The sequence below is a fragment of the Psychromonas sp. CNPT3 genome, from assembly GCF_000153405.2.
In the GTDB taxonomy this organism is placed as follows: domain Bacteria; phylum Pseudomonadota; class Gammaproteobacteria; order Enterobacterales; family Psychromonadaceae; genus Psychromonas.
Map to the genome: position 1 here is coordinate 254,800 of NC_020802.1, position 21,825 is coordinate 276,624.

Annotated in this window: 23 protein-coding genes; 20 read left to right on the plus strand and 3 right to left on the minus strand. The window is 40.5% G+C overall.

Translation table 11 applies throughout. The features are described 5' to 3' along the window. The first annotated feature begins 6 nt into the window (after window positions 1-6). The 12 genes from rplF (at window position 7) to rplQ (ending at window position 6,502) form a co-directional block, all read left to right on the plus strand. On the plus strand, window positions 7-540 hold the full coding sequence (rplF, locus tag PCNPT3_RS01195) for a 50S ribosomal protein L6 (RefSeq protein WP_015464044.1): 534 nt from the start codon (window positions 7-9) through the stop codon (window positions 538-540). 9 nt (window positions 541-549) lie between these two features. Next, a complete protein-coding gene (gene rplR, locus PCNPT3_RS01200) occupies window positions 550-900 on the plus strand; it encodes a 50S ribosomal protein L18 (protein WP_015464045.1) in 351 nt (116 codons plus the stop codon). An 11-nt stretch (window positions 901-911) separates the two neighbouring features. Next, window positions 912-1,412 carry a 30S ribosomal protein S5 gene (rpsE, locus tag PCNPT3_RS01205; protein WP_015464046.1) on the plus strand — a complete coding sequence of 167 codons (501 nt, stop codon included), beginning with the start codon at window positions 912-914 and terminating at the stop codon, window positions 1,410-1,412. A 6-nt stretch (window positions 1,413-1,418) separates the two neighbouring features. After that, entirely contained in the window at window positions 1,419-1,601 is a 183-nt protein-coding gene (gene rpmD / locus PCNPT3_RS01210) for a 50S ribosomal protein L30 (protein WP_015464047.1), read from the plus strand. Window positions 1,602-1,603: 2 nt separating this feature from the next. Then, window positions 1,604-2,038 (plus strand): 50S ribosomal protein L15, encoded by a 435-nt coding sequence (gene rplO / locus PCNPT3_RS01215; RefSeq protein ID WP_015464048.1) that lies wholly within the window; start codon window positions 1,604-1,606, stop codon window positions 2,036-2,038. Window positions 2,039-2,044: 6 nt separating this feature from the next. Continuing rightward, entirely contained in the window at window positions 2,045-3,373 is a 1,329-nt protein-coding gene (secY, locus tag PCNPT3_RS01220; protein ID WP_015464049.1) for a preprotein translocase subunit SecY, read from the plus strand. A gap of 39 nt (window positions 3,374-3,412) precedes the next feature. Then, entirely contained in the window at window positions 3,413-3,526 is a 114-nt protein-coding gene (rpmJ, locus tag PCNPT3_RS13645; protein WP_015464050.1) for a 50S ribosomal protein L36, read from the plus strand. A 129-nt stretch (window positions 3,527-3,655) separates the two neighbouring features. After that, window positions 3,656-4,012: a 30S ribosomal protein S13 gene (rpsM, locus tag PCNPT3_RS01225; protein WP_015464051.1), complete on the plus strand. Its 357-nt coding sequence runs from the start codon at window positions 3,656-3,658 to the stop codon at window positions 4,010-4,012. Window positions 4,013-4,026: 14 nt separating this feature from the next. Then, entirely contained in the window at window positions 4,027-4,416 is a 390-nt protein-coding gene (gene rpsK, locus PCNPT3_RS01230) for a 30S ribosomal protein S11 (protein WP_015464052.1), read from the plus strand. Window positions 4,417-4,449: 33 nt separating this feature from the next. Next, a complete protein-coding gene (gene rpsD, locus PCNPT3_RS01235) occupies window positions 4,450-5,070 on the plus strand; it encodes a 30S ribosomal protein S4 (RefSeq protein WP_015464053.1) in 621 nt (206 codons plus the stop codon). Between the two features lie 25 nt (window positions 5,071-5,095). Continuing rightward, window positions 5,096-6,082 (plus strand): DNA-directed RNA polymerase subunit alpha, encoded by a 987-nt coding sequence (locus PCNPT3_RS01240; protein WP_015464054.1) that lies wholly within the window; start codon window positions 5,096-5,098, stop codon window positions 6,080-6,082. 39 nt (window positions 6,083-6,121) lie between these two features. Next, the gene (gene rplQ / locus PCNPT3_RS01245; RefSeq protein ID WP_015464055.1) at window positions 6,122-6,502 is read left to right on the plus strand and encodes a 50S ribosomal protein L17; all 381 of its coding nucleotides are present in this window, start codon (window positions 6,122-6,124) and stop codon (window positions 6,500-6,502) included. Window positions 6,503-6,580: 78 nt separating this feature from the next. On the opposite strand, the gene oxyR is transcribed toward rplQ, so the two are convergent. Both oxyR and PCNPT3_RS01255 read right to left on the minus strand, forming a co-directional pair. Beyond that, complete coding sequence (oxyR, locus tag PCNPT3_RS01250) at window positions 6,581-7,483, minus strand: DNA-binding transcriptional regulator OxyR (protein WP_015464056.1); 903 nt, start codon at window positions 7,481-7,483, stop codon at window positions 6,581-6,583. A gap of 532 nt (window positions 7,484-8,015) precedes the next feature. Continuing rightward, window positions 8,016-9,503, minus strand: coding sequence for a sodium:solute symporter (locus tag PCNPT3_RS01255; protein WP_041771337.1), 1,488 nt, complete (start codon window positions 9,501-9,503; stop codon window positions 8,016-8,018). A gap of 911 nt (window positions 9,504-10,414) precedes the next feature. On the opposite strand from PCNPT3_RS01255, the gene PCNPT3_RS01260 reads away from it, so the two are divergent. From PCNPT3_RS01260 to PCNPT3_RS01275, 4 genes are all read left to right on the plus strand, one after another. Next, entirely contained in the window at window positions 10,415-11,002 is a 588-nt protein-coding gene (locus tag PCNPT3_RS01260) for a superinfection exclusion B family protein (RefSeq protein ID WP_015464058.1), read from the plus strand. Between the two features lie 214 nt (window positions 11,003-11,216). Continuing rightward, window positions 11,217-11,903: a tRNA (guanosine(18)-2'-O)-methyltransferase TrmH gene (trmH, locus tag PCNPT3_RS01265; RefSeq protein WP_015464059.1), complete on the plus strand. Its 687-nt coding sequence runs from the start codon at window positions 11,217-11,219 to the stop codon at window positions 11,901-11,903. A 66-nt stretch (window positions 11,904-11,969) separates the two neighbouring features. After that, window positions 11,970-13,388: a DUF2868 domain-containing protein gene (locus PCNPT3_RS01270; RefSeq protein WP_015464060.1), complete on the plus strand. Its 1,419-nt coding sequence runs from the start codon at window positions 11,970-11,972 to the stop codon at window positions 13,386-13,388. Further along, window positions 13,381-14,748 (plus strand): DUF3482 domain-containing protein, encoded by a 1,368-nt coding sequence (locus tag PCNPT3_RS01275; protein WP_015464061.1) that lies wholly within the window; start codon window positions 13,381-13,383, stop codon window positions 14,746-14,748. The genes PCNPT3_RS01270 and PCNPT3_RS01275 overlap by 8 nt, the downstream gene beginning before the upstream one ends. Before the next feature lie 20 nt (window positions 14,749-14,768). On the opposite strand, the gene cra is transcribed toward PCNPT3_RS01275, so the two are convergent. Continuing rightward, window positions 14,769-15,752, minus strand: a complete 984-nt coding sequence (gene cra / locus PCNPT3_RS01280) for a catabolite repressor/activator (protein ID WP_015464062.1) — start codon at window positions 15,750-15,752, stop codon at window positions 14,769-14,771. A gap of 214 nt (window positions 15,753-15,966) precedes the next feature. On the opposite strand from cra, the gene fruB reads away from it, so the two are divergent. The 4 genes from fruB to hcp all read left to right on the plus strand — a co-directional run bounded on the left by fruB (window position 15,967) and on the right by hcp (window position 21,804). Further along, window positions 15,967-17,076 carry a fused PTS fructose transporter subunit IIA/HPr protein gene (gene fruB / locus PCNPT3_RS01285; RefSeq protein ID WP_015464063.1) on the plus strand — a complete coding sequence of 370 codons (1,110 nt, stop codon included), beginning with the start codon at window positions 15,967-15,969 and terminating at the stop codon, window positions 17,074-17,076. Between the two features lie 2 nt (window positions 17,077-17,078). Then, on the plus strand, window positions 17,079-18,020 hold the full coding sequence (pfkB, locus tag PCNPT3_RS01290) for a 1-phosphofructokinase (protein WP_015464064.1): 942 nt from the start codon (window positions 17,079-17,081) through the stop codon (window positions 18,018-18,020). Window positions 18,021-18,036: 16 nt separating this feature from the next. Further along, window positions 18,037-19,764, plus strand: coding sequence for a PTS fructose transporter subunit IIBC (gene fruA / locus PCNPT3_RS01295; RefSeq protein WP_015464065.1), 1,728 nt, complete (start codon window positions 18,037-18,039; stop codon window positions 19,762-19,764). A 378-nt stretch (window positions 19,765-20,142) separates the two neighbouring features. Further along, window positions 20,143-21,804, plus strand: coding sequence for a hydroxylamine reductase (gene hcp / locus PCNPT3_RS01300; protein WP_015464066.1), 1,662 nt, complete (start codon window positions 20,143-20,145; stop codon window positions 21,802-21,804). Window positions 21,805-21,825 lie beyond the last annotated feature (21 nt).

Sequence of the window (21,825 nt, forward strand, 5' to 3'; positions counted from 1 at the left end):
TAGTTTATGTCTCGTATTGCTAAGGCACCAATTACTGTTCTTGCTGGCGTAGAAGTTAAAGTAAACGGTCAAGAGATCACCCTTAAAGGTGGTAAAGGCGAATTAGTTCGTACTCTTAATGATGCTGTTGTTGTTAAACTAGAAGACGGTGTAATTACATTTGCACCTGTCGAAGGCATTAAAGATGCCTGGGCACAAGCAGGTACTGCTCGTGCTAACGTTAACAACATGATGATCGGTGTAACTACTGGCTTTAAGAAGACTCTTCTTCTAAAAGGCGTTGGTTACCGTGCACAAGTTAAAGGCCAAGATGTAAACCTATCTTTAGGTTTCTCTCACCCTGTTGTATACACATTACCAAAATCAATTACTGTTACGGTGCCAAGCCAAACAGAAATTATTTTGGAAGGTGCTGATATTCAACAAGTCGGTCAAGCAGCTGCAGAGATCCGTGCGTTCCGTCCACCAGAGCCTTATAAAGGCAAGGGTGTTCGTTATGCTGATGAAATCGTGCGTCGTAAAGAAGCGAAGAAAAAGTAAGGTAAGAACATGGATAAGAAATCATCTCGTCTTCGTCGTGCAACTCGCACACGTAAGAAGTTACAAGAGCTTGGTGCTACTCGTCTAGTGATCAACCGTACACCTCGCCATACTTACGCGCAGGTAATTACAGCTGACGCACAAGTCGTAGCAAGTGCTTCTACTTTAGAAAAAGAAGTACGCGCTCAAGTGAGCAACGGTGGTAACACAGAAGCAGCTCAACTAATTGGAAAATTGGTTGCAGAACGCGCAGTTGAAAAAGGAATTACTAAAATTTCTTTCGACCGTAGCGGTTTCCAGTACCACGGTCGTGTAGCAGCATTAGCTGAAGCAGCTCGTGAAGCTGGTCTTCAGTTCTAAGGGTAAAGATTATGTCTAAAGTAGAATCTCAAGCCGGTGATCTGAACGAAAAGCTAATCGCAGTGAACCGTGTATCAAAAGTAGTTAAAGGTGGTCGCATCTTTAGCTTTACAGCACTAACAGTTGTTGGTGATGGCAGTGGCCGAGTTGGCTTTGGTTATGGTAAAGCACGTGAAGTTCCAGCAGCTATTCAAAAAGCTATGGAAAAAGCACGTCGCAATATCAGCGAAATCCAACTTAAAGGTAACACTCTGCAACATCCGATCAAGGGTCGTCACTCTGGATCTAAAGTGTATATGCAACCAGCATCTGAAGGTACTGGTATCATCGCAGGTGGTGCAATGCGTGCCGTATTAGAAGTTGTTGGCGTACAAAATGTACTTGCTAAAGCTTACGGCTCTACTAACCCAATTAACGTAGTTCGCGCTACGCTTGACGCTCTAGAGAAGATGAATTCTCCACAGCAGATTGCAGCTAAACGCGGCCTATCTGTTAATGAATTACTGGGGTAATTAAGCATGGCTACTAAAACGATTAAAGTAACCCAAACCAAAAGTGCAATTGGCCGTTTACCAAAGCACCGTGCGTGTATCAAAGGTCTAGGCCTTCGTCGCATCGGTCATACTGTAGAGTTGGAAGATACTCCTGCAGTACGTGGTATGGCTAATAAAGTATTCTATATGGTTAAGGTTGAGGGGTAATTATGAAACTAAATACTCTATCTCCAGCAGCTGGTTCGAAGCCTTCTGCTAAACGTGTTGGTCGTGGTATCGGCTCTGGATATGGTAAAACTTGTGGCCGCGGTCATAAAGGTTTAAAAGCTCGTTCAGGCGGTAAAGTACGTCCAGGTTTTGAAGGCGGTCAAATGCCTTTGAAACAACGTTTACCTAAATTCGGTTTCACATCACGTAAATCTCTTGTTAGCTGCGAAGTTCGTTTGAACGAAATAGCTAAAGTAGAGGGTGATGTTGTAACTTTAGAAACGTTGAAACAGGCAGGCCTACTTGTAAACACTATTAAGTTTACAAAAGTAGTTCTTTCTGGTGAAATCTCTCGCTCAGTAACAGTTAAGGGTCTTCGTGTAACGAAGGGTGCTCGTGCTGCTATTGAAGCTGCAGGCGGAAAAATCGAGGAATAATAGGTAATGGCTAAGAAACCAGGATTAGATCCTAAAGCAATGCAAGGCGCTAAGTTAGGCGAACTCAAAACACGACTTTTGTTTGTTTTGGGTGCTATTTTAGTGTTCCGTATGGGCTCTTTCGTTCCGATTCCTGGTATTGACGCCGCTGTCCTAGCTGATCTGTTTAACCAACAGAAGGGTACCATCATAGAGATGTTTAACATGTTCTCTGGTGGTGCTCTGTCGCGTGCCTCTATCTTTGCACTGGGTATTATGCCGTATATTTCTGCGTCAATTATTATCCAGCTGTTAACGGTAGTGCATCCTCCTTTAGCTGAGCTAAAGAAAGAGGGTGAATCTGGTCGTCGTAAGATAAACCAGTACACACGATACGGTACCTTAGTCTTAGGTACATTCCAAGCAATTGGTATTGCAACCGGTTTGCCAACGATGATGCCCGGTCTGGTTGAAAATCCAGGCATGGCATTTTATATCACGGCAGTTGTGAGCTTAGTCACGGGAACGATGTTCCTTATGTGGCTAGGTGAGCAAATTACCGAACGCGGTATCGGTAATGGTATTTCTATCATTATCTTTGTAGGTATTATTGCGGGTTTGCCTAGTGCAATCGGCAAAACTGCTGAGCAAGCACGTCAAGGTGAAATTCATCTTATCGTGTTACTCGCATTAATTGTTATCGTTTTTGCAACTACGGCTTTTGTCGTATTTGTTGAACGTGGTCAACGACGTATCGTCGTTAATTACGCCAAACGACAACAAGGCCGCAAGGTTTTTGCAGCTCAAAGTACGCACTTGCCATTGAAATTAAACATGGCTGGTGTAATTCCTGCAATTTTTGCCTCGAGTGTTATCCTTTTTCCTGGTACAATAGCTGCTTGGTTCGGTCAAACTGAAGGTTTAGGCTGGTTATCGGATGTTTCTTTGGCGCTTCAGCCAGGACAACCGTTGCATATGATGTTATATGCTGCTGCTATAATCTTCTTTTGCTTCTTCTATACTGCGTTAACGTTTAATCCACGTGAAACTGCAGATAACTTGAAGAAAAGCGGTGCCTTTATTCCAGGTATACGTCCCGGAGAACAAACATCACGTTACATTGATAAAGTGATGACACGCCTAACATTAGCTGGCGCGTTATATATTACCTTTATCTGTTTGATTCCCGAGTTTATGATGGTCGCAATGAATACGCAGTTCTACTTCGGTGGTACGTCGTTATTAATTATTGTTGTTGTTATCATGGACTTTATGGCACAGGTACAGACGCATTTGATGTCAAATCAATATGAATCTGTCTTGAAAAAAGCTAACTTAAAGGATTACGGTAAATAACCGTTTCTGGAAAAGTTATACTAACTACGGAGTGTTGCAATGAAAGTTCGTGCATCCGTTAAAAGAATCTGTCGTAACTGCAAAGTTATCAAGCGCCACGGTGTGGTGCGTGTTATCTGTGTAGAGCCAAAGCATAAACAACGCCAAGGCTAATTACAGATTTTGGATCAAATGCTTAGGTAGAAAAGCTATCTAAGCATTATTTGTTTGATAAATCGTCATTTGTAGAGTATCCTACCGGGCTTTTCGCAAATGAATCATTAATAATAAAAGGAGTGCATAGTGGCCCGTATCGCTGGCATTAACGTTCCTGATCATAAGCACATTGTAATTGCATTAACTGCAATCTTTGGTATTGGTAAAACTAGCGCACAGAAAATTTGTGCTGCATCTGGTTTTGCTGAATCTACAAAGCTTAACGATCTGGAAGAATCACAAATCGAAGCTCTTCGTAAAGAAGTAGCAAATTTCACCGTTGAAGGTGATTTACGTCGTGAAGTATCTATGAGCATCAAGCGTCTAATGGACCTTGGTTGTTATCGTGGTATTCGCCATCGCCGCAGCTTGCCTGTCCGTGGACAGCGTTCTAAAACGAACGCTCGTACTCGTAAAGGTCCGCGCAAAGCTATTCGCAAATAAGAGGGTAAGAGATAATGGCTAAGACTCCAACTCGTGCTCGCAAGCGCGTTAAAAAGCAAGTCGTTGATGGTATGGCTCATATCCATGCGTCTTTCAACAACACAATCGTAACTATTACAGACCGTCAAGGTAATGCTCTTTCTTGGGCAACTGCCGGTGGTTCTGGTTTCCGTGGTTCACGTAAATCTACTCCGTTCGCAGCTCAGGTTGCAGCAGAACGTGCTGCTGAAGCAGCAAAAGAGTATGGTCTTAAAAACGTAGAAGTTTTTGTAAATGGACCAGGACCTGGTCGTGAATCTTCGATTCGCGCACTAAACGCGGCGGGTTTTCGTGTAACTAATATTACTGACGTTACGCCAATCCCTCATAATGGTTGTCGTCCACCAAAGAAACGTCGCGTTTAATCGCAACTTTCTAAGGTAATTGGAGAAAGAACAATGGCAAGATATTTAGGTCCTAAGCTGAAGCTTAGCCGTCGTGAAGGAACAGATCTTTTCTTAAAGTCTGGTGTCCGCTCGATTGAATCTAAGTGTAAGATAGATAATGCACCTGGTGTACATGGTGCACGTAAACCTCGTCTATCAGACTACGGTTTACAACTACGTGAAAAGCAAAAAGTTCGTCGTATTTACGGTGTACTAGAAAAGCAATTCCGTAACTATTACAAAGAAGCAGCTCGTTTACAGGGCAACACTGGTGAAAACCTTCTTCAACTTCTTGAAGGTCGTTTAGACAATGTTGTTTACCGTATGGGTTTTGGTGCTACTCGCTCTGAATCTCGTCAACTAGTTAGCCATAAAGCGCTAACTGTTAACGGTAAAGTTGTAAACATACCTTCTTTCAACGTGAAAGCTGGCGATGTTATCGCAATCCGTGAAAAATCTAAAAAGCAAGCTCGTATTAGTGCTGCATTAGAGATCGCTGGTCAGCGTGAAGCCCTAGCTTGGGTTGAAGTTGATACAACGAAGATGGAAGGCGAGTTTAAACGTCAACCTGAACGTTCAGATTTATCTGCTGAGATTAACGAACAGTTAATCATCGAGCTTTACTCTAAGTAAAGTTAACTGCTAAGAGAGGACACAAATGCAGGGTTCTGTAATTGATTTTCTAAAACCAAGATTAGTTGATATCGAACAAGTCAACGCAACAAGAGCCAAAGTGACTTTAGAGCCACTTGAGCGTGGTTTCGGCCACACTCTAGGTAATGCACTTCGCCGTATTTTATTATCGTCTATGCCTGGTGCAGCGGTAACTGAAGTCGAAATTGATGGTGTACAACATGAGTACAGCAGCAAGGAAGGCGTTCAAGAAGATATCCTTGAGATTCTTCTTAACCTTAAAGGTCTTGCTGTTAAGCTTGAAGGTAAAAACGAAGTTCTAGTTAGCTTAACTAAGTCTGGCGCTGGTCCTGTTACTGCAGGCGACATCATCCATGATGGTGATGTAGAGATAGTCAACCCAGAACATGTGATCTGTCATTTAACGGGCAATGCTGAAATCAGCATGCGTATTAAAATTGAATCAGGTCGCGGTTACGTTCCGGCTTCAACACGTATCCATAGTGAAGAAGATGAGCGTCCAATCGGTCGTTTACTCGTTGATGCATGTTTCAGTCCTGTTGAGCGTATCGCTTACAGTGTTGAGTCTGCTCGCGTTGAACAACGTACGGATTTAGACAAACTTATCATCGATATGGAAACAAACGGTACGATAGATCCTGAGGAAGCAATTCGTCGCGCAGCTACAATTTTAGCTGAGCAATTAGACGCATTTGTTGACTTACGTGAAGCTAATGTACCTGTTGAGAAAGAAGAGAAACCTGAGTTTGATCCAATTCTCTTGCGCCCAGTAGATGATTTAGAGTTAACTGTTCGTTCTGCTAACTGTTTGAAAGCAGAAACGATTCACTATATCGGTGATTTGGTACAACGTACAGAAGTTGAACTTCTTAAAACGCCTAATTTAGGCAAGAAGTCACTAACTGAAATCAAAGATGTTCTTGCATCACGTGGACTGTCTCTAGGCATGCGCTTAGAAAACTGGCCACCTGCAAGCCTAATCGAAGATTAATTTACCAATCGTCGAATAACGAATAATAAGGATTAAGTCATGCGTCATCGTCACAGTGGACGTCAACTTAACCGAAACAGCAGCCATCGTCAGGCTATGTTTCGCAATATGGCGAGTTCAATTGTTGAGCATGAAGTAATTAAGACTACTTTACCAAAAGCAAAAGAACTTCGTCGTGTAGTTGAACCTTTAATTACACTAGCTAAAACGGATAGCGTTGCTAACCGTCGTTTAGCTTTTGCTCGCACGCGTGATAACGCGGTCGTAGCTAAACTATTTAATGAATTAGGACCTCGCTACGCGAACCGTCCTGGTGGTTACACACGCATCATTAAATGTGGTTTCCGTACTGGTGATAAAGCCCCAATGGCTTACATCGAGTTCGTAGATCGCCCAGTAGTAGCAGACGAAGAAGCGTAAGCCTCTTTTAAGTTACATTAAAAAAGCCGAACAGTTGTTCGGCTTTTTTGTGTCTGATATTTATGAGTGTGTTTAGATTTAATACATCTTTAGCTGTTTGTTGACCTTGCTGGTTATCAATGTTGATAGTTGTTCAAAACACTGTGTGCGCACGCTGTTTTTTCTGCACAATAAAACAATAGATCGTGTGGGAATAGGCGCCATAAAAGGAATATATTTAATGCCAGCTTGATGGCGATTAAGTGGTATCGCAAGTTGTGGTAGCAAGGTAAGGCCATTATCTGCACCTATCATATGTCGCAACGTTTCTAAACTAGTCGCTTTAAAGCTATTATCTTCAATAGCGCCTGCTGCAAAACAAAATCCGAGCGCTTGGTCACGTAAACAATGCCCATCTGCGAGCATTAACACCCGCTCACCAGAAAGTTTTTTAATATCGATTTGATGTTCATTCGCCCATTGATGCGTCTCAGATAAAGCCAGCTCTAATGGCTCTACATACAAAGGGTAGTTGTGAAATGCTTGCATATCCGGCAAAAGAGCCAACATTAAGCAATCCAATTCACCACTTTCTAATTGTTTAAGCAGTACTTTGGTTTGATTTTCATGCAAAAATACTTCTAAGTCTGGAAATTCTTTTCTAATACTCGGAATGATCAAGGGTAATAAATAAGGGGCAACGGTCGGGATCAAGCCAATATGTAGCTGTCCGTGCATCGGCTGATTATGACTTTTTGCTATCTCACGAAGCGATTTAGCTTCAACTAAAATGTTTTTAGCTTTGGCAACAATGTCTAATCCTGCTTGCGTGAAAATCACCTTACGTGATGAGCGCTCCATTAATTGCACATTGAGCTCTTCTTCTAGTTTACGGATCTGACCACTTAGAGTGGGCTGACTAACAAAACATTTTTCAGCTGCTTTGCGAAAGTGTTTGAGTTCTTCGAGTGCAATCAAATACTCTAAATCTCTAAAGTTCATAATGAAAACCTTCTGTTATAGATAAATACGCGACTGATATTTTATAGTGAGAAAAACCATTATCGCCAACTCTGTGTTAAATGACAATGGAGAAGTCTTAAGTTTTCAAAATATCAATAGGTCTTATCTATTGCAATGGGGGTGTGTTTACTGCTTTTGAGTAAAAGGAAGGGGTTTTTCCCGCCGTCGATGGCGTAAGCTAAGCGGTTGCTCGGTTGCGATATTTTCCCAAATATTAAGAATAGGACTATCAAGATTAAAATGGCATTTTTGGGTTGGCGCGCAATTAACGTTAGCAGGTGTAAAGTATTGCTATGGTTAAGATTGGGCAAGTCATTAAATTAAGGCGGATTAAATAAAATTTATATCCGCCTCTCTCCGTTACCAATAAGAGTGCTAATTTTCGATGAACTTTCATCACGACTCTCTTTAAATATCGATTTTAATCAATATGACATCTGCTTTATGACTTGCTGTGATGCTTTAGGTTAAAGCGAATATAAAACGCTATCGTTTGGGGAAACTAATATTATTATTTTGTAGATATGGTTAACGAGCTATCAACGTTTAACTCATTTACTTTGTCAAAAAAGGAGACGATAACCCCAACAATAACGACGGAAATACATCCAATGACGCCATAAAAGAAGAAGTTAAGATGCGTATATTCTTTGACAAACAGCACGCTAATAACACTGACTATCACACCTAGCATTGCGCTTTTAGCTGTTGCTTTGCGGAAGAAGATACCGAGCATAAATAATCCTGTCATGGGGCCTCCTAATAAACCTAATAGGCTGTTAAAGGTATTCCATATTTCACTTTCGTTCGCTAAAACTAAATAAGATGATGCCGTAATACTTAGGAGTCCCGCACCCACAGTGACATATCGACCTATTTGTAATTGTTGTACTGATGAGGCCTGTTTATTAATTTTACAATATACATCGGAGGTAAAACAGGCTGAAATACTATTTAGGCTACTCGAAATACTCGATTGTGAGGCTGCAAAAATAGCAGCGATAATGAGCCCTGCAATACCTGCTGGCATTTGTGAAATAATATAAAAAGGCAGAATACCACCCGTATTAAAATTATCCGGTAAGAGGTCAGGTTGTTGCGAATAATAAGCAAATAAAGCTGAGCCTACGGCAAAGAAAAAGACAGGTACAACAGCCACTAATTTGGCATTCATCACTAATGATTTTTTCGTTTCTTCTAGATTTTTTGTCACAATATAGCGTTGTACGACATCTTGACTGGCCGTAAATTGTTGCAAGGAAGCAAAAAAGAAACCAATCATGACAACGGGCACGGTTGAATCTGTCCAACTCCAAGAAAATTTATCCATGGGGAAAAATTTATCGGCATCTGCCGACATATTAAAAACTTCTACTACACCGCCATCAACATTAAAGCAGATCATGACAAAGACTAACACGCCCGCAAACGACAACATGATCCCTTGTATTACGTCTGTCCAAATAACCCCTTCAATACCCCCTAAAAATGTATAAATGATACACAATATACTGATCACAAACACAATGGTAAGCGGGTTGATCTCAATAAACGGAATTAAGGCAAGCGCGGTTAAATAGGTAATGATAGCAATGCGCCCAATATGAAAAATCATAAAGGAAAAACTAGCAAATAAACGCATTTTCACATCAAAACGCAACTCTAAATATTCATAAACCGACGTTAAATTTAATTTTCGAAAAAAGGGAATATAAAACCAAAATACAAAGGGTAAGACCGCGATAGCAACATATTGCCCGGCTAAAAAAGTCCAATCACCCGTATATGCTTTAGCGGGGATAGACATAAATGTAATGGAGCTTAATGTCGTTGCAAAAACACTGATCCCCGCAGCCCAACCAGGTATTCGCCCTCCGGCTTTGAAATAATCATCTGCTGATTTTTGTCGACGCGAAAAATAAACTCCGATACCTAATATTACCGTTAAGTACAAAAAGACAACAATATAATTTAATGTTCCAAAAGCTTGTATATGCATAATAAGATAACCTTTATTTGTAATAACAAATCTAAAAAACAAGCATAAAACATCCTTTTCTTACTCTTGTGCCCATAAACAAACACCAATTAATGGCTATTATAATTTCACATTGAAAGGTAGCAAACACCACCATAGAGACTCGCCTGTGCCATAGCAGAAACAATCGCTATTACTTTGTATGTAGCTAAACTCCAAAAGTAAACTGTATTTTAAATATTCGCTTCATGTTGTATTTTTTGGAGTGAAACTTCAATTGATTAATATTTCAAATGCGAACTAGATCATTATAAGAGTCACAGAAAAGTGAAAAACAGCCATTGCAGAAATGCGGCTCTGTGCTCAGTTGACGGCGTAAAGCAAGTTGTTGTCAGGAATATATATTTTCGGATCGAAATATTTATTTTGAGCATTTAACTTTAAATCGTGGTTTATCAAATAGTTCCCTTTGGTTAGGTGGAAATGTGCTCTGTATGATTGATGTGTTGGCTGTTAAATACCTCATCATATTGCTGAACAAAACCATCAGATTAGAAAGGTAAGAGGCATTAATGTTTAAGATGTAAGTCTTGGTTTGGTATGTTGTCGACGCTAGCCGGTGTGACGAATGTCAATGATCAAACTCGGACAGGTGATCTCGCTTAAGCTATGACGCTGGTGCACCGTTTTATGCGTTAGCTACATCATTGTATGTCAGGAAAAGTATCTTCTGATGTTAGTGCCACATAATTCGAATTTTCGACCGAGCAAGGAAAGAATGATCTCTGTGATTTGTTTTTAATGTCCGTTTTTTTATTAAGGGGTTATAGGTTTCTGTTTTACATCTCTTTTTATGTTTAAGTTGGTATGTAAGTTGGCATGTAAGTTGCTTAAGTAAAAGGGTCTTACAAATTTTTGGCAGGAGCCCGAACATGATAGCATTCATCGAACGTATTAAAGAGCAACAAAGCATCGCCACTACAATGGCTTGGATCTGTATCGTCTGTGCAACCTTGTTAACTTTGCCGACGTCTGTCTTTCAAAAAAGCAATGTTGATAATGCCTCATTTTTGACAACCCCTTATGTGTGGGTATTAGCTTTATTGACAGGCTCTTATCTATTAACAATATGTCTTCGTGGTTTTTTTGGCACTTTTAAGCGACGCGTTGAAGAGCGTCAACTGAGCGATCGTCGTAATAAGATGATCCGCCAATTAGATTTTGAAGAAAAAGCCGTTTTACGTGAATTTATTATCCAACGCAAAAATGTATTAGCACTGCCAATGAGTGAGCCGGCTATCAGTAATTTAATGGAATCAGGTGTATTGGTGCCGTCTTTTGAGACGCAAGAAATCAAAGGTAACTCACGCATCATTAAGTTGTCTATTGCCATCGACGCACGTCAGTTATTAACCCTTAGAGTGTTAGGCTTACCGGTTGGAAAATTGACAGAAGAAGAAGCAACGCTATTAAAGGCGGCCCGCCCTGAATACGCGCGCAGTAATTATATCTCTCTATAATATTTTTATTAAGATGCAAAAGGTACTGCCTTCCTTTGCATCTTAAATGCGAACGGGTATTTACTTTCTCTTTTCACTTTTTTCTCTTTTAAAGCCTCTTTTAATAAAATACGTCCCGTCATGTCACTATTTTGCAGGTTAAGCCTATTTCAGTCTGCTCTCAATGCCTGCTATAATCCTTCCTTATTTATTTTATCTTATTTTGAGAACCCTTATGTCTCCAGAACGTTTTGCTCGCATTACTAATATGCTAAACCATCGCCAGCCTGAATTGACGGTATTATTAGAAGATGTGCATAAATCTCACAATTTGGCGGCGATTGTGCGCACGGCAGATGCGGTTGGCGTTAATGACGTACATGCAACGCGCGAAACGAAAACGACTAAAGTATGTGGCGTGACGGCAACAGGCAGTCAAAACTGGGTTAAAATACATACTCATGAAAATATTGAAGATGCAATTGCGGCGTTGCGCGCCCAAGGCATGCAAATCATTGCGACTAATCTCTCGGACACAGCGATTGATTTTAGAGAGGTAGATTATACTAAGCCCACGGCTATTTTGATGGGCCAAGAAAAAACAGGTATTAGTGCGCAGGCATTAGCGCTTGCAGATCAAGATGTGATCATACCAATGCTGGGTATGTGTCAGTCTTTAAATGTTTCGGTGGCTTCTGCGCTTATATTATATGAAGCGCAACGTCAGCGTGAAAATGCGGGTATGTACGGTGAGTGTCGTCTTAGTGATGCTGAGAAACATCGCATTTTATTCGAGGGTGGGCATCCCATTTTTACGAAATTATGTAAACAAAAAAAGATCCCTTATCCTGCACTAGATAGTGAAGGGCAAATAGATGCACCTGATTTATGGTGGCAAGAGATCCGTCAAACTAAAAAATAAAATAGTTGTCGTTGCTTTAGGTCGTCATTGTACTTAAAGCAGCGCCTATCACTACTGGAGTGTGTATTGCAAAAGATTCAGCCCTATTTGCTTGCGGATATTATCCGAGAAATTGAGCAAGATCTCCCCACGTTAGACGTGCAATCAGAACCAAAAGTGGAAAGTAATTTTTCAACGTTACTGTGCCAACGTAGTTTACGTTTAGATAAAGCATTAAACATATCCCCTCTATTACATAATTTCAAAAGATTAACTCAAAAGTGTTTTTGTTTGTTTGGCCTATTGTTTTTCTGTTTAGGTGCGAGTGCCGTGCAACAGTTTTTCTTTAGTGCACAGGGCATGCAAGTTAACTTTTTTTGGGCTTTTTCTCTTTTTTTCTTACCTAATCTGATCATGTTTTTTGTCTGGTTATTTTTATTTTTCCGTCCCCTGTCCTTACAATCCCCCTTTTTAGGGCGACTTAGTTTGTTTTTTATTAATCGATTCGAAAAATATAGACAAGGTAGTGCACCTCGTCATGTACATTTTTGGTGTGTTTTTAAGGCTTACTTTGGTTATGCTTTTAGTGGGAAAATAGGCCGTTACCAATTATCGTGTTTAACGCATCTGTTGTGGTTTAGTTATTTTAGTGGGGCAATATTGATGCTGCTATTAATGCTGGCTACCCATCAAGTTGATTTTATTTGGCAAAGTAGTTTATTGTCGGCAGCGCATTTACAAACCTTTACCCAAAGTCTGGCTACCATCCCGCATTTATTAGGGATCCCAGTGCCCAGTGCAGAGCAGATAGCGAGCAGTCATCTCGGTATACAAAGCGCCTTAAATGAGGGTGATTTACGTTTTGTATGGTCAATGCTATTGATCAGTAGTTTCGCGCTTTATGGGGCTTTGCCTCGTTTATGTTTATTGCTATTGATGCATTATTTATTAGGCCGACAGCATAAACACTATGCTATTGATGAAAGTCTTTTTTATTATGTGCAATTACGCCAAAAATTATTACCTAACAGCATTAATTTAGGGGTGGTCGATGCCGATAAGGAAGGCTCAATTACTGCCTCCATCCCCGATCCAACTGCGCACTCGGTTGTTTTACCCTCTGATTTTTTTGCGCTTGCCATAGAGCTTTCAGATGCATCGATGGCAATAGCATCTCGGCATTTAAAAACGCAGGGCTTAGATCCCCAACTAGAAAATATTTGTGATCATCGCCAGCAACAAAAGTTTATTGACGCTATCAATGAGATCCAAGTACCTACAATCGTCATTTATGTGGCATTAAAGCAACTCCCAGATAGAGGTCTAAAACGTCTATTAACCTTACTTCACTCCTCTTCTAAAAAAACACTGTATGTCCTTTTGATTGATGATGGCAGTATATCGGTAGCGCAAGGTGCGCAGCGTTTAAGTCAGTGGTATCAATTGTTATTACAAGCCGATATTAGTTTAGATAATATTATGCAGTTAAGGAGTCAACATGATTAGTTTATCCGTAGCGGTTGTAGGGCATACGAATGCGGGAAAAACATCATTAATACGCACTTTGTTGCGCGATGTTACCTTTGGCGAAGTTGCAGACAGTGCGGGGACCACGAGGCATGTAGAAGGGGGCGCTTTAGTAATTGATGCCTCGCAACAATTAGCGCTTTATGACACCCCAGGGCTCGAAGATAGTAGCCGCTTGTTAGAGGTATTAGACTCTTATTTTAAAGAGCAACGCGTTGATGGTATTGAGCGTTTACAATACTTTTTAGAACACATTACCGATCATGACGACTTGCAACAAGAAGCGAAAGTGTTGCGCACTTTATTAACAAATGATCTGATTTTTTATGTCATTGATGTACGCGCCCCAACATTGGGTAAGTATCGCGATGAGTTACAAATATTAAGTTATGCCGCAAAACCTATCATACCCGTGCTTAACTTTATTAAAGGTGAGCAAGAAAATACGGCGCGTTGGGTGGCGCAATTAGCTCGCTTAAATTTTCATGCGTATGTTGGCTTTGATAATGTTAATTTTAAATTTAGTGATGAATTAAAAATTTATCACAAAATGCAAACCTTACTGGCAGAGAAAGAAACCTTATTAAGTGCGTTGATAGCGCAGCGCCAAGTGCAGTGGCAATCATTATTAACGCTTGCAAAGCAATTGATGGCAGAGCTTATTATTGAATGTGGGGCGTTGCGTTATAGCGTGGAAGATACGCAAGAGGCCTGTCATAGTGCGATGTTAATGCTACAAAAGAAAGTGCGCGTGGCGGAGTCTGCATGTGTTAAAAAGTTATTAGCCTTGTATCAATTTAGGCAACAAGATTTACAGGAAAGTGAATTAAGTATTACGCAAGGCGCTTGGCAGCTAGATCTTTTTTCCGGTGAAAATATACAAGAATATGGGCTTGAACTGGGAAGTTTGGTAGCAAAAGGCGCCGGTGTTGGTCTTGCTATCGATTTAGCAGTGGGCGGAATAACGCTCGGCGCAGCCGCATTGTCTGGTGGTATTATCGGGGCGGTTTGGAGCGTTAAAGCGCGTTATTATGATGAGATCCATGCAAAAATTAAAGGGGAGCGTTATATTTGTTTAGATCTTCAGACGTTACAAGTTTTGTATTTACGCCAATTAAAGTTGCTACATGTTTTGCAGCAACGTGGGCATGCAAGTCTGGATAAGATTGAATTTCAAGTAGGCGCAACGCCGGTGAGTAAAAGCATTGCACAGCAATGTGCTCAATATCAAAAAACATTACACCGCTACCCGCAGTGGTCATCATTAAATGCGCATTCATCTAATTCGCACTTAGCTAAACGCCAAAAATTCAAAGATAAGTTGGTCGCTAATATATAATAATACCAATATATCGCGCTTTATCGGCGAATTATTTTTCGGGTAATGACGTCAATTCCCGGCTGTACGTTCGTTTTAATAGATTGCAACGCCAGTGTTAAGGCGCGCTCGGCAATGAGTTCAAATTTCTGCTCTAAAGACTGTATTTTACTGGGTAAGAAATCAAGTAGACGATGCTCACCGAAGGTGGCAAGTTTAGTGCGCTTCATTAATTCTGGATGTAATAGTAAATGATCGAGCACTCCTTCAAATAAGGTATATGACGTGGCAATAATAGCATCAGGAAAGTGATTATTACGCGCCCAACTTTGTAACTGTGCTTGGCCTTGCTCTGGGCTAAAGTGATCGCCATAGGCTATGGAATATTGAATATTGGGTTGGTATTGCTTAATCGCTGCTAAAAAACCTTGCTCTCTCTCTTTTGATATTCCCAAATCGCGCACTGCGCCGACTAAACCAATACTGTTAATATTTTTGGAGAGCAGGGATTGGGTTAATGCATAAGATCCCTCTAAATCCTCACTGATCACGGAAGCAAAAACTTCATCATTCAGGGCTCTATCAATACCGATAATAGGTACGCCCTTTGCTTGTATATCGTAATAAAAAGCGTGATCTAGCGGTAAAGAGGTGGCGACTAACAGAGCGTCAATACGTCGACTCAGTAACGTGTTCGCCACTTTCATTTCTGTTTGCATATCATCATCAGAGCAACAAATAATTAATTGATAGCCCGCTTGACGTGCATTACGCTCAAGTAATTTGGCAAGTTTACAATAACTATTATTTTCAAGATCCGGGATGATAAGGCCTAATAAATGATTGCTTCCGCCTCGCAGTGCACGTGCTGCAGGATTCACACTAAAATTGTAGCGCTTAACGATCTCCATCACTTTCAGCTGCGTTTTCTGACTAATGCGATATTTACTGGCTTTGCCATTTATTACGTAGCTAGCCGTCGTACGGGAAACGCCCGCAAGTTTGGCGATTTTATCTAATGTCATCTATTATCATACCTATAATAATTACAATTTTGTGCAGTGCCTCATAGTTTCTCAACACAATACATGAAGAACAATTGAGATCTGTATAAAGATGCTTCAGTATAATAGCTGAAAGGTTTCAGCAAGTGTATTTAATTATATTAATACTGAGATCTCTTTTTTTGATAATTAGCTGAAACGATTCAGTTTATGTAAGCGTTCAAGGAGTTCAATCATGTTGTCACTTTCGGTTAATGATATTGAGTTAAATCAATCGCCCATCAATAAAGAAATTGCCATTGAAAATTTAGCGAAAAATTTATATGAAAAGGGTTACGTAGAAAAAACTTATGGCGGTGGCATGCAGGCCCGAGAAGTACAACATTCCACTTATCTAGGCAATGGGATTGCAATCCCCCACGGCACATTAGAGACGCGATCATTGGTTAAAAAAACCGGCGTGCAATTACATCATTTTCCTAAGGGTGTTGATTGGGGAAAGGGTCAACGCGTTTATTTAGCTATCGCCATTGCCGCTAAATCGGATGAACATTTAAGTATTTTAAAACAGTTAACCAAAGTGTTAAGCGCCACTGGGGTGGAAGAGGCGTTAAAGAACTGTCAAAGCAAAACCCAATTATTAGCAATATTAAATACCCAAGAAGCGTCGCCTTTAATGCTTAATGACGCCTTGATCGAATTAGATTTTCCGGTGAACTCTTTAGTGCAACTGTGCGCGGTAAGCGCGGGGCTATTAAAAAACCAAGACGCTATCAGCAAAGCGGGGGTTGTTGATGTTATTACTCAAAAAGTGACTTATTTAGGACAAGGTTTATGGCTTGCTAAAACAGCAACAAGTGTTCAAAAAAGTGCACTGGCTTTTGTGACGCCATTAAAGGCGTTTAAAGAAGAAGGCCATCCAGTACAAGGTTTATTAATTTTAGCGGGATGTGATGAGCAGCATCACGTCAATATGCAGTGTTTAGTGGATGTGATTTACGGCCAAGAGGTGCATAAATTATATCAACAAACTAAACCTGAAATCATACGCTTACTGAGTGAAAAAAGGCAACAAGGCCTATCTGCAAGTTTCAAAATTAACAATAAGCATGGTTTGCACACGCGCCCAAGCGCGATGCTTGTGAAGATAGCAAAGCAATATAAAGCGGCTATTCAAGTGAGCAATGCGCAAGGGTTATCAGTCGATGCGAAGAACTTAATGAAAGTTATCTCTTTGAGCGTCAATTGTGGTGATTTATTAACTTTCCATGCGGACGGAATTGATGCGCAGGTAGCTCTCGACGCTTTATCTGTCGCTATCGATTTAGGCTTAGGAGAAGAATAAGCATGGATAAAATCAAAGCATTAAAAGTGGTCACGATTACGTTAAATCCCGCATTAGATCTGACGGGGCATTTGACGCGTCTTAATAAAGGCGCTGTTAATAATGTATTAAAATCGGCTTTTCAGCCGGCAGGTAAAGGCGTCAATGTCGGTAAAGTATTGTCTGAATTAGGCGCGAAGGTCACCCTTACCGGATTTCTTGGTATGGGTAACGACGCTGACTTTTGCGCATTATTTAAACGTCTTGGCGTTGCAGATGAATTTATTAGAGTGGCGGGCAATACGCGCATTAATGTCAAAGTGGTCGAAGAAAACAATTGTGTCAGTGATATTAATTTCCCCGGCATAAGCATTGATAGTGACGCTATTTGTCAATTTGAAAAACGCTTACAAGAACTTGCCTTAAGTCATGATGTTTTCGTACTTGCAGGCAGTTTACCGCCGGGAATTAGCGCGCAATTATGTGCAAAGTGGATCGCACAATTAAAGGCCCAAGGTAAAAAAGTCTTTTTTGATAGCAGTAATGCCACCTTAAGCGCAGGTTTTAAAGCGAAACCTTGGCTGGTTAAACCCAATATTGATGAATTAGAGCAATATGTTGGCCATGCATTAAGTAGCGAGCATTCGCGCCGCCACGCCGGCCAACAGTTATTGGATTCTTCGATTGGAAATGTCGTGATCTCACTCGGCGCAGAGGGGCTAATGTGGTTAAACCATGAAGGCTGGCTATGTGCGCGCGCGCCAAAAATGAACGTCGTGAGTACGGTCGGTGCGGGAGATACGTTAGTAGCAGCGTTATGTTGGGGATATTTGAATCAATGGAGTAAAGAAAAAGTATTACGCTTTGCAACGGCACTTTCAGCGTTAGCTGTCACCCAAGTAGGGGTTGGAGTGCAAGACATCAAGGTAGTTGTCGCCATGAGCGCAGACATCGTCATTTCTTAATTTAAGGACAAAAATAATGAAAATTGCAATTGTAACGGCTTGCCCGACAGGCATAGCCAATAGCTTAATTGCTGCTGGATTATTAGAAAAAGCAGCACAAGATTTAAACTTACACGCCGATATAGAATGCCATTCGAGCGTCACCGATATCGTGCTATTAAGTGCTGAGCAAATCGCACAAGCAGATTGCATTGTGCTGGCAACGGATGTGAACATTGATGACGCGCGGTTTATTGGCCATAAAGTGTACCGCTCATCGATTGACGCCGTTTTTGTAGATGCTAAAAAATATTTAAGTGTGGCGCTTAAATCTGCTGAGATCTTGACCAAAAGTGTCGAGCTAGAAAACCAAGATAAAGTGAGCACTATTAAAAAAATTGTGGCGATCACCGCGTGCCCAACAGGGGTTGCACATACTTTTATGGCAGCCGAAGCGTTGCAACAAGAAGGCGAGCGTTTAGGTTATCACATTAAGGTTGAAACACGTGGCTCGGTGGGGGCTAAAAATAAACTCAGCGAGACAGACATTAAAGAGGCTGATATTGTCATCATCGCTGCTGATATTGATATTAACCTGGCGCAATTTGACGGTAAAAAAATATATCAAACAAGCACCAGTTTAGCGTTGAAAAAAACCACCCAAACGCTTGAAAAAGCGTTCACAGAGGGGGCTTTATATCGCCATGGTAATACACAAAATGGTGATGCATCTGCGTCGTCAGATAAAGGTATCTACAAGCATTTAATGACAGGTGTGTCGCATATGTTACCTATCGTTGTGGCAGGTGGACTTATTATTGCACTGTCTTTTATATTTGGTATTGAAGCGTTTAAAGAGGAGGGCACATTGGCTGCCGCCTTAATGACTATCGGTGGTGGCACTGCCTTTGCATTGATGATCCCTGTTTTATCTGGATTTATTGCTTTTTCTATCGCAGATAGACCCGGTCTTGCGCCAGGGTTGATAGGTGGCATGCTAGCAAGTTCAACGGGCGCTGGTTTCTTAGGGGGTATTATTGCGGGTTTCTTAGCCGGTTATATTGCTAAATTTATTGCGGATAAATTAAAATTACCACAATCAATGCAAGCCTTAAAACCCATCTTAGTGATCCCACTTTTTGCAAGTTTAAGTACCGGTCTTATCATGATTTATGTCGTCGGTACCCCGGTGGCCTTTGCGATGACCACATTAACTGAATTTCTTAATAATATGGGATCTGCCAATGCGGTTATTCTAGGTCTTATTCTAGGCGCAATGATGTGCTTTGACTTAGGTGGCCCTGTTAATAAGACCGCGTATACCTTTGGTGTGGGTTTACTCGCATCGCAAACTTATGCGCCAATGGCCGCTGTTATGGCTGCCGGTATGGTGCCTGCACTCGGTATGGGTCTTGCAACGTTCCTGATGAAACGTAAATTTAATCAGAGTGAGCAAGAAGCGGGTAAAGCTGCTTTCGTTCTGGGATTGTGCTTTATTTCAGAAGGGGCTATCCCATTTGCTGCGCGCGATCCCATGCGCGTTATTCCAAGTTGTATTGCCGGCGGTGCATTAACAGGGGCTTTATCAATGTATTTTGGGGCGCAGTTAATGGCGCCACACGGTGGGTTATTCGTGTTATTTATTCCACACGCTATTACACCGGTTGGTTTATATGTCTTTGCAATTATAGCGGGAACCTTAGTGACGGGAATAAGTTACGCCCTACTTAAAAAACAAGACGTAACGCCAAGCGTCTCTATATAAAACATACTTTAAATGCCTCCGTTTTTATTCCTGAGGCATTTAAAATTTAGGGGTGTGACTCTTCTTCAAAGTCAGCAAATAAAACGATATTAATGTTCAATCTGCAAGTTTATCGAGACTGCATCGGGCAATTTAAAACTGTTCTTTCTTTAATGATAAAAAATAATTTACTTGTTACACCTGCTTTTTTACCCGCCAGATACTATTGATTATCACTACATAAAATAATTCGTATTTTTTAAATAACTTCCAATTAAAAGAGGATCCAGATCAATACTTGAGTAATTTGCTATGGTATTTTCTTTTCGAAATTGAGGTTTAATATCTCTATCGCTTTATTAATAGACAAGCTATAGAGCAACAAAAAAAGAGAAAATTATGTTTTGTATTCAATGTGAACAAACTATTCGTACACCTGTTGCCGATGGCTGCTCATACTCAAAAGGTATGTGTGGTAAAACAGAAGAGGTATCAGATTTACAAGATTTGCTAATTTATGCATTACAAAGTACTTCTTTTTATGCTGAAAAAGCGCGTGAATTTGGCATTATAGATGCAACTATTGATGCCTTTGTCCCTAAGGCTTTTTTTGCTACATTAACCAATGTTAATTTTGAAGCGGATAGAATAGAAGGTTACGCTTATCAAGCGCAAAAATATCGTGAGCAGCTTAAAGGTAAATACGAAGCTGCTTGTTTAGTTTCGGGTAAAAAACCAGTAGCAGAGACTAAAGTGTCTACATTCACGTTGGCAAGTGATCGTGAAATGTTGCTTAAACAGGCATCAAGTGTTGCCGTTAATCGAGGCAAAGAGCTGGTTTCTGAAGATGTTATGGGCTTACGCCTATTATGCTTGTATGGATTAAAAGGTGCTGCCGCTTATATGGAGCATGCTTATATCCTTGGTCAAAGTTGTGAGACAATCAATGCTGAATTTCATAAGATTTTTGCATGGCTTGCAACTGATCCTGACGATCTGGGTAAATTGCTTGAAATAAGTATGGCAATTGGGCTTATGAATTATAAAATAATGGAAATACTAGATTTAGGTGAGACAACTAAATTTGGTCATCCACAACCTACCACCGTCAACGTAAAATCTGTAGCCGGTAAAGCTATTTTAGTATCTGGTCATGATTTATGTGATTTAGAGATGATATTAAAGCAAACCGAAGGTACGGGGATTAATGTTTATACCAATGGTGAAATGTTGCCTGCTCATGCTTATCCCGGTTTGAAAAAATATTCTCATTTAGTGGCGAATTACGGTAGTGCATGGCAAAACCAACAAGAAGAATTCTCACGTTTTCCTGGCCCTATTGTGATGACTTCAAATTGTATTATTGACCCTAATGTAGGGGATTATATTGATCGTATATTCACTCGCAGTATCGTTGGCTGGCCGGGCGTAAAACATATTGAAGAGGATGACTTTAGCGTTGTAATTGCATCTGCTTTAGCATCAGAAGGATTTAAATATTCTGAAATCCCTCATGAAATCACTATCGGTTTTGGACGTAATGCTTTGATGGATGCAGCGCCTGCTGTGGTTGAACAAGTTAAAGCGGGTAATATTAAACATTTGTTTTTAGTGGGTGGTTGTGATGGTGAGAGGTCTGAGCGTAGTTATTATACCGATATCGCTAAAGCTATCCCACAAGATTGCCTTATTTTAACATTGGCATGCGGTAAATTTAAATTTAATAAATTAAATTTTGGGGATATAAATGGGATCCCACGTTTATTGGATGTCGGTCAATGTAATGACTCTTATTCTGCAATTCAATTAGCGTTAGCACTGGCTAAAGAGTTTGATTGTGGTGTTAATGATCTGCCTTTAAGTATCGTTTTAAGTTGGTTTGAGCAAAAAGCTATTGTGGTATTACTCACTTTATTATCTTTAGGGATCAAAGATATTCGTGTTGGACCCACTAAACCTGCTTTTCTTACAGACAATTTACTCAATATATTAAATGAGAAATTTGGATTAACGATGATAACGGATGTTGAATCAGATCTAAAAACAATGCTTGGTAAATAATACTCGCTAAATAATTAATGA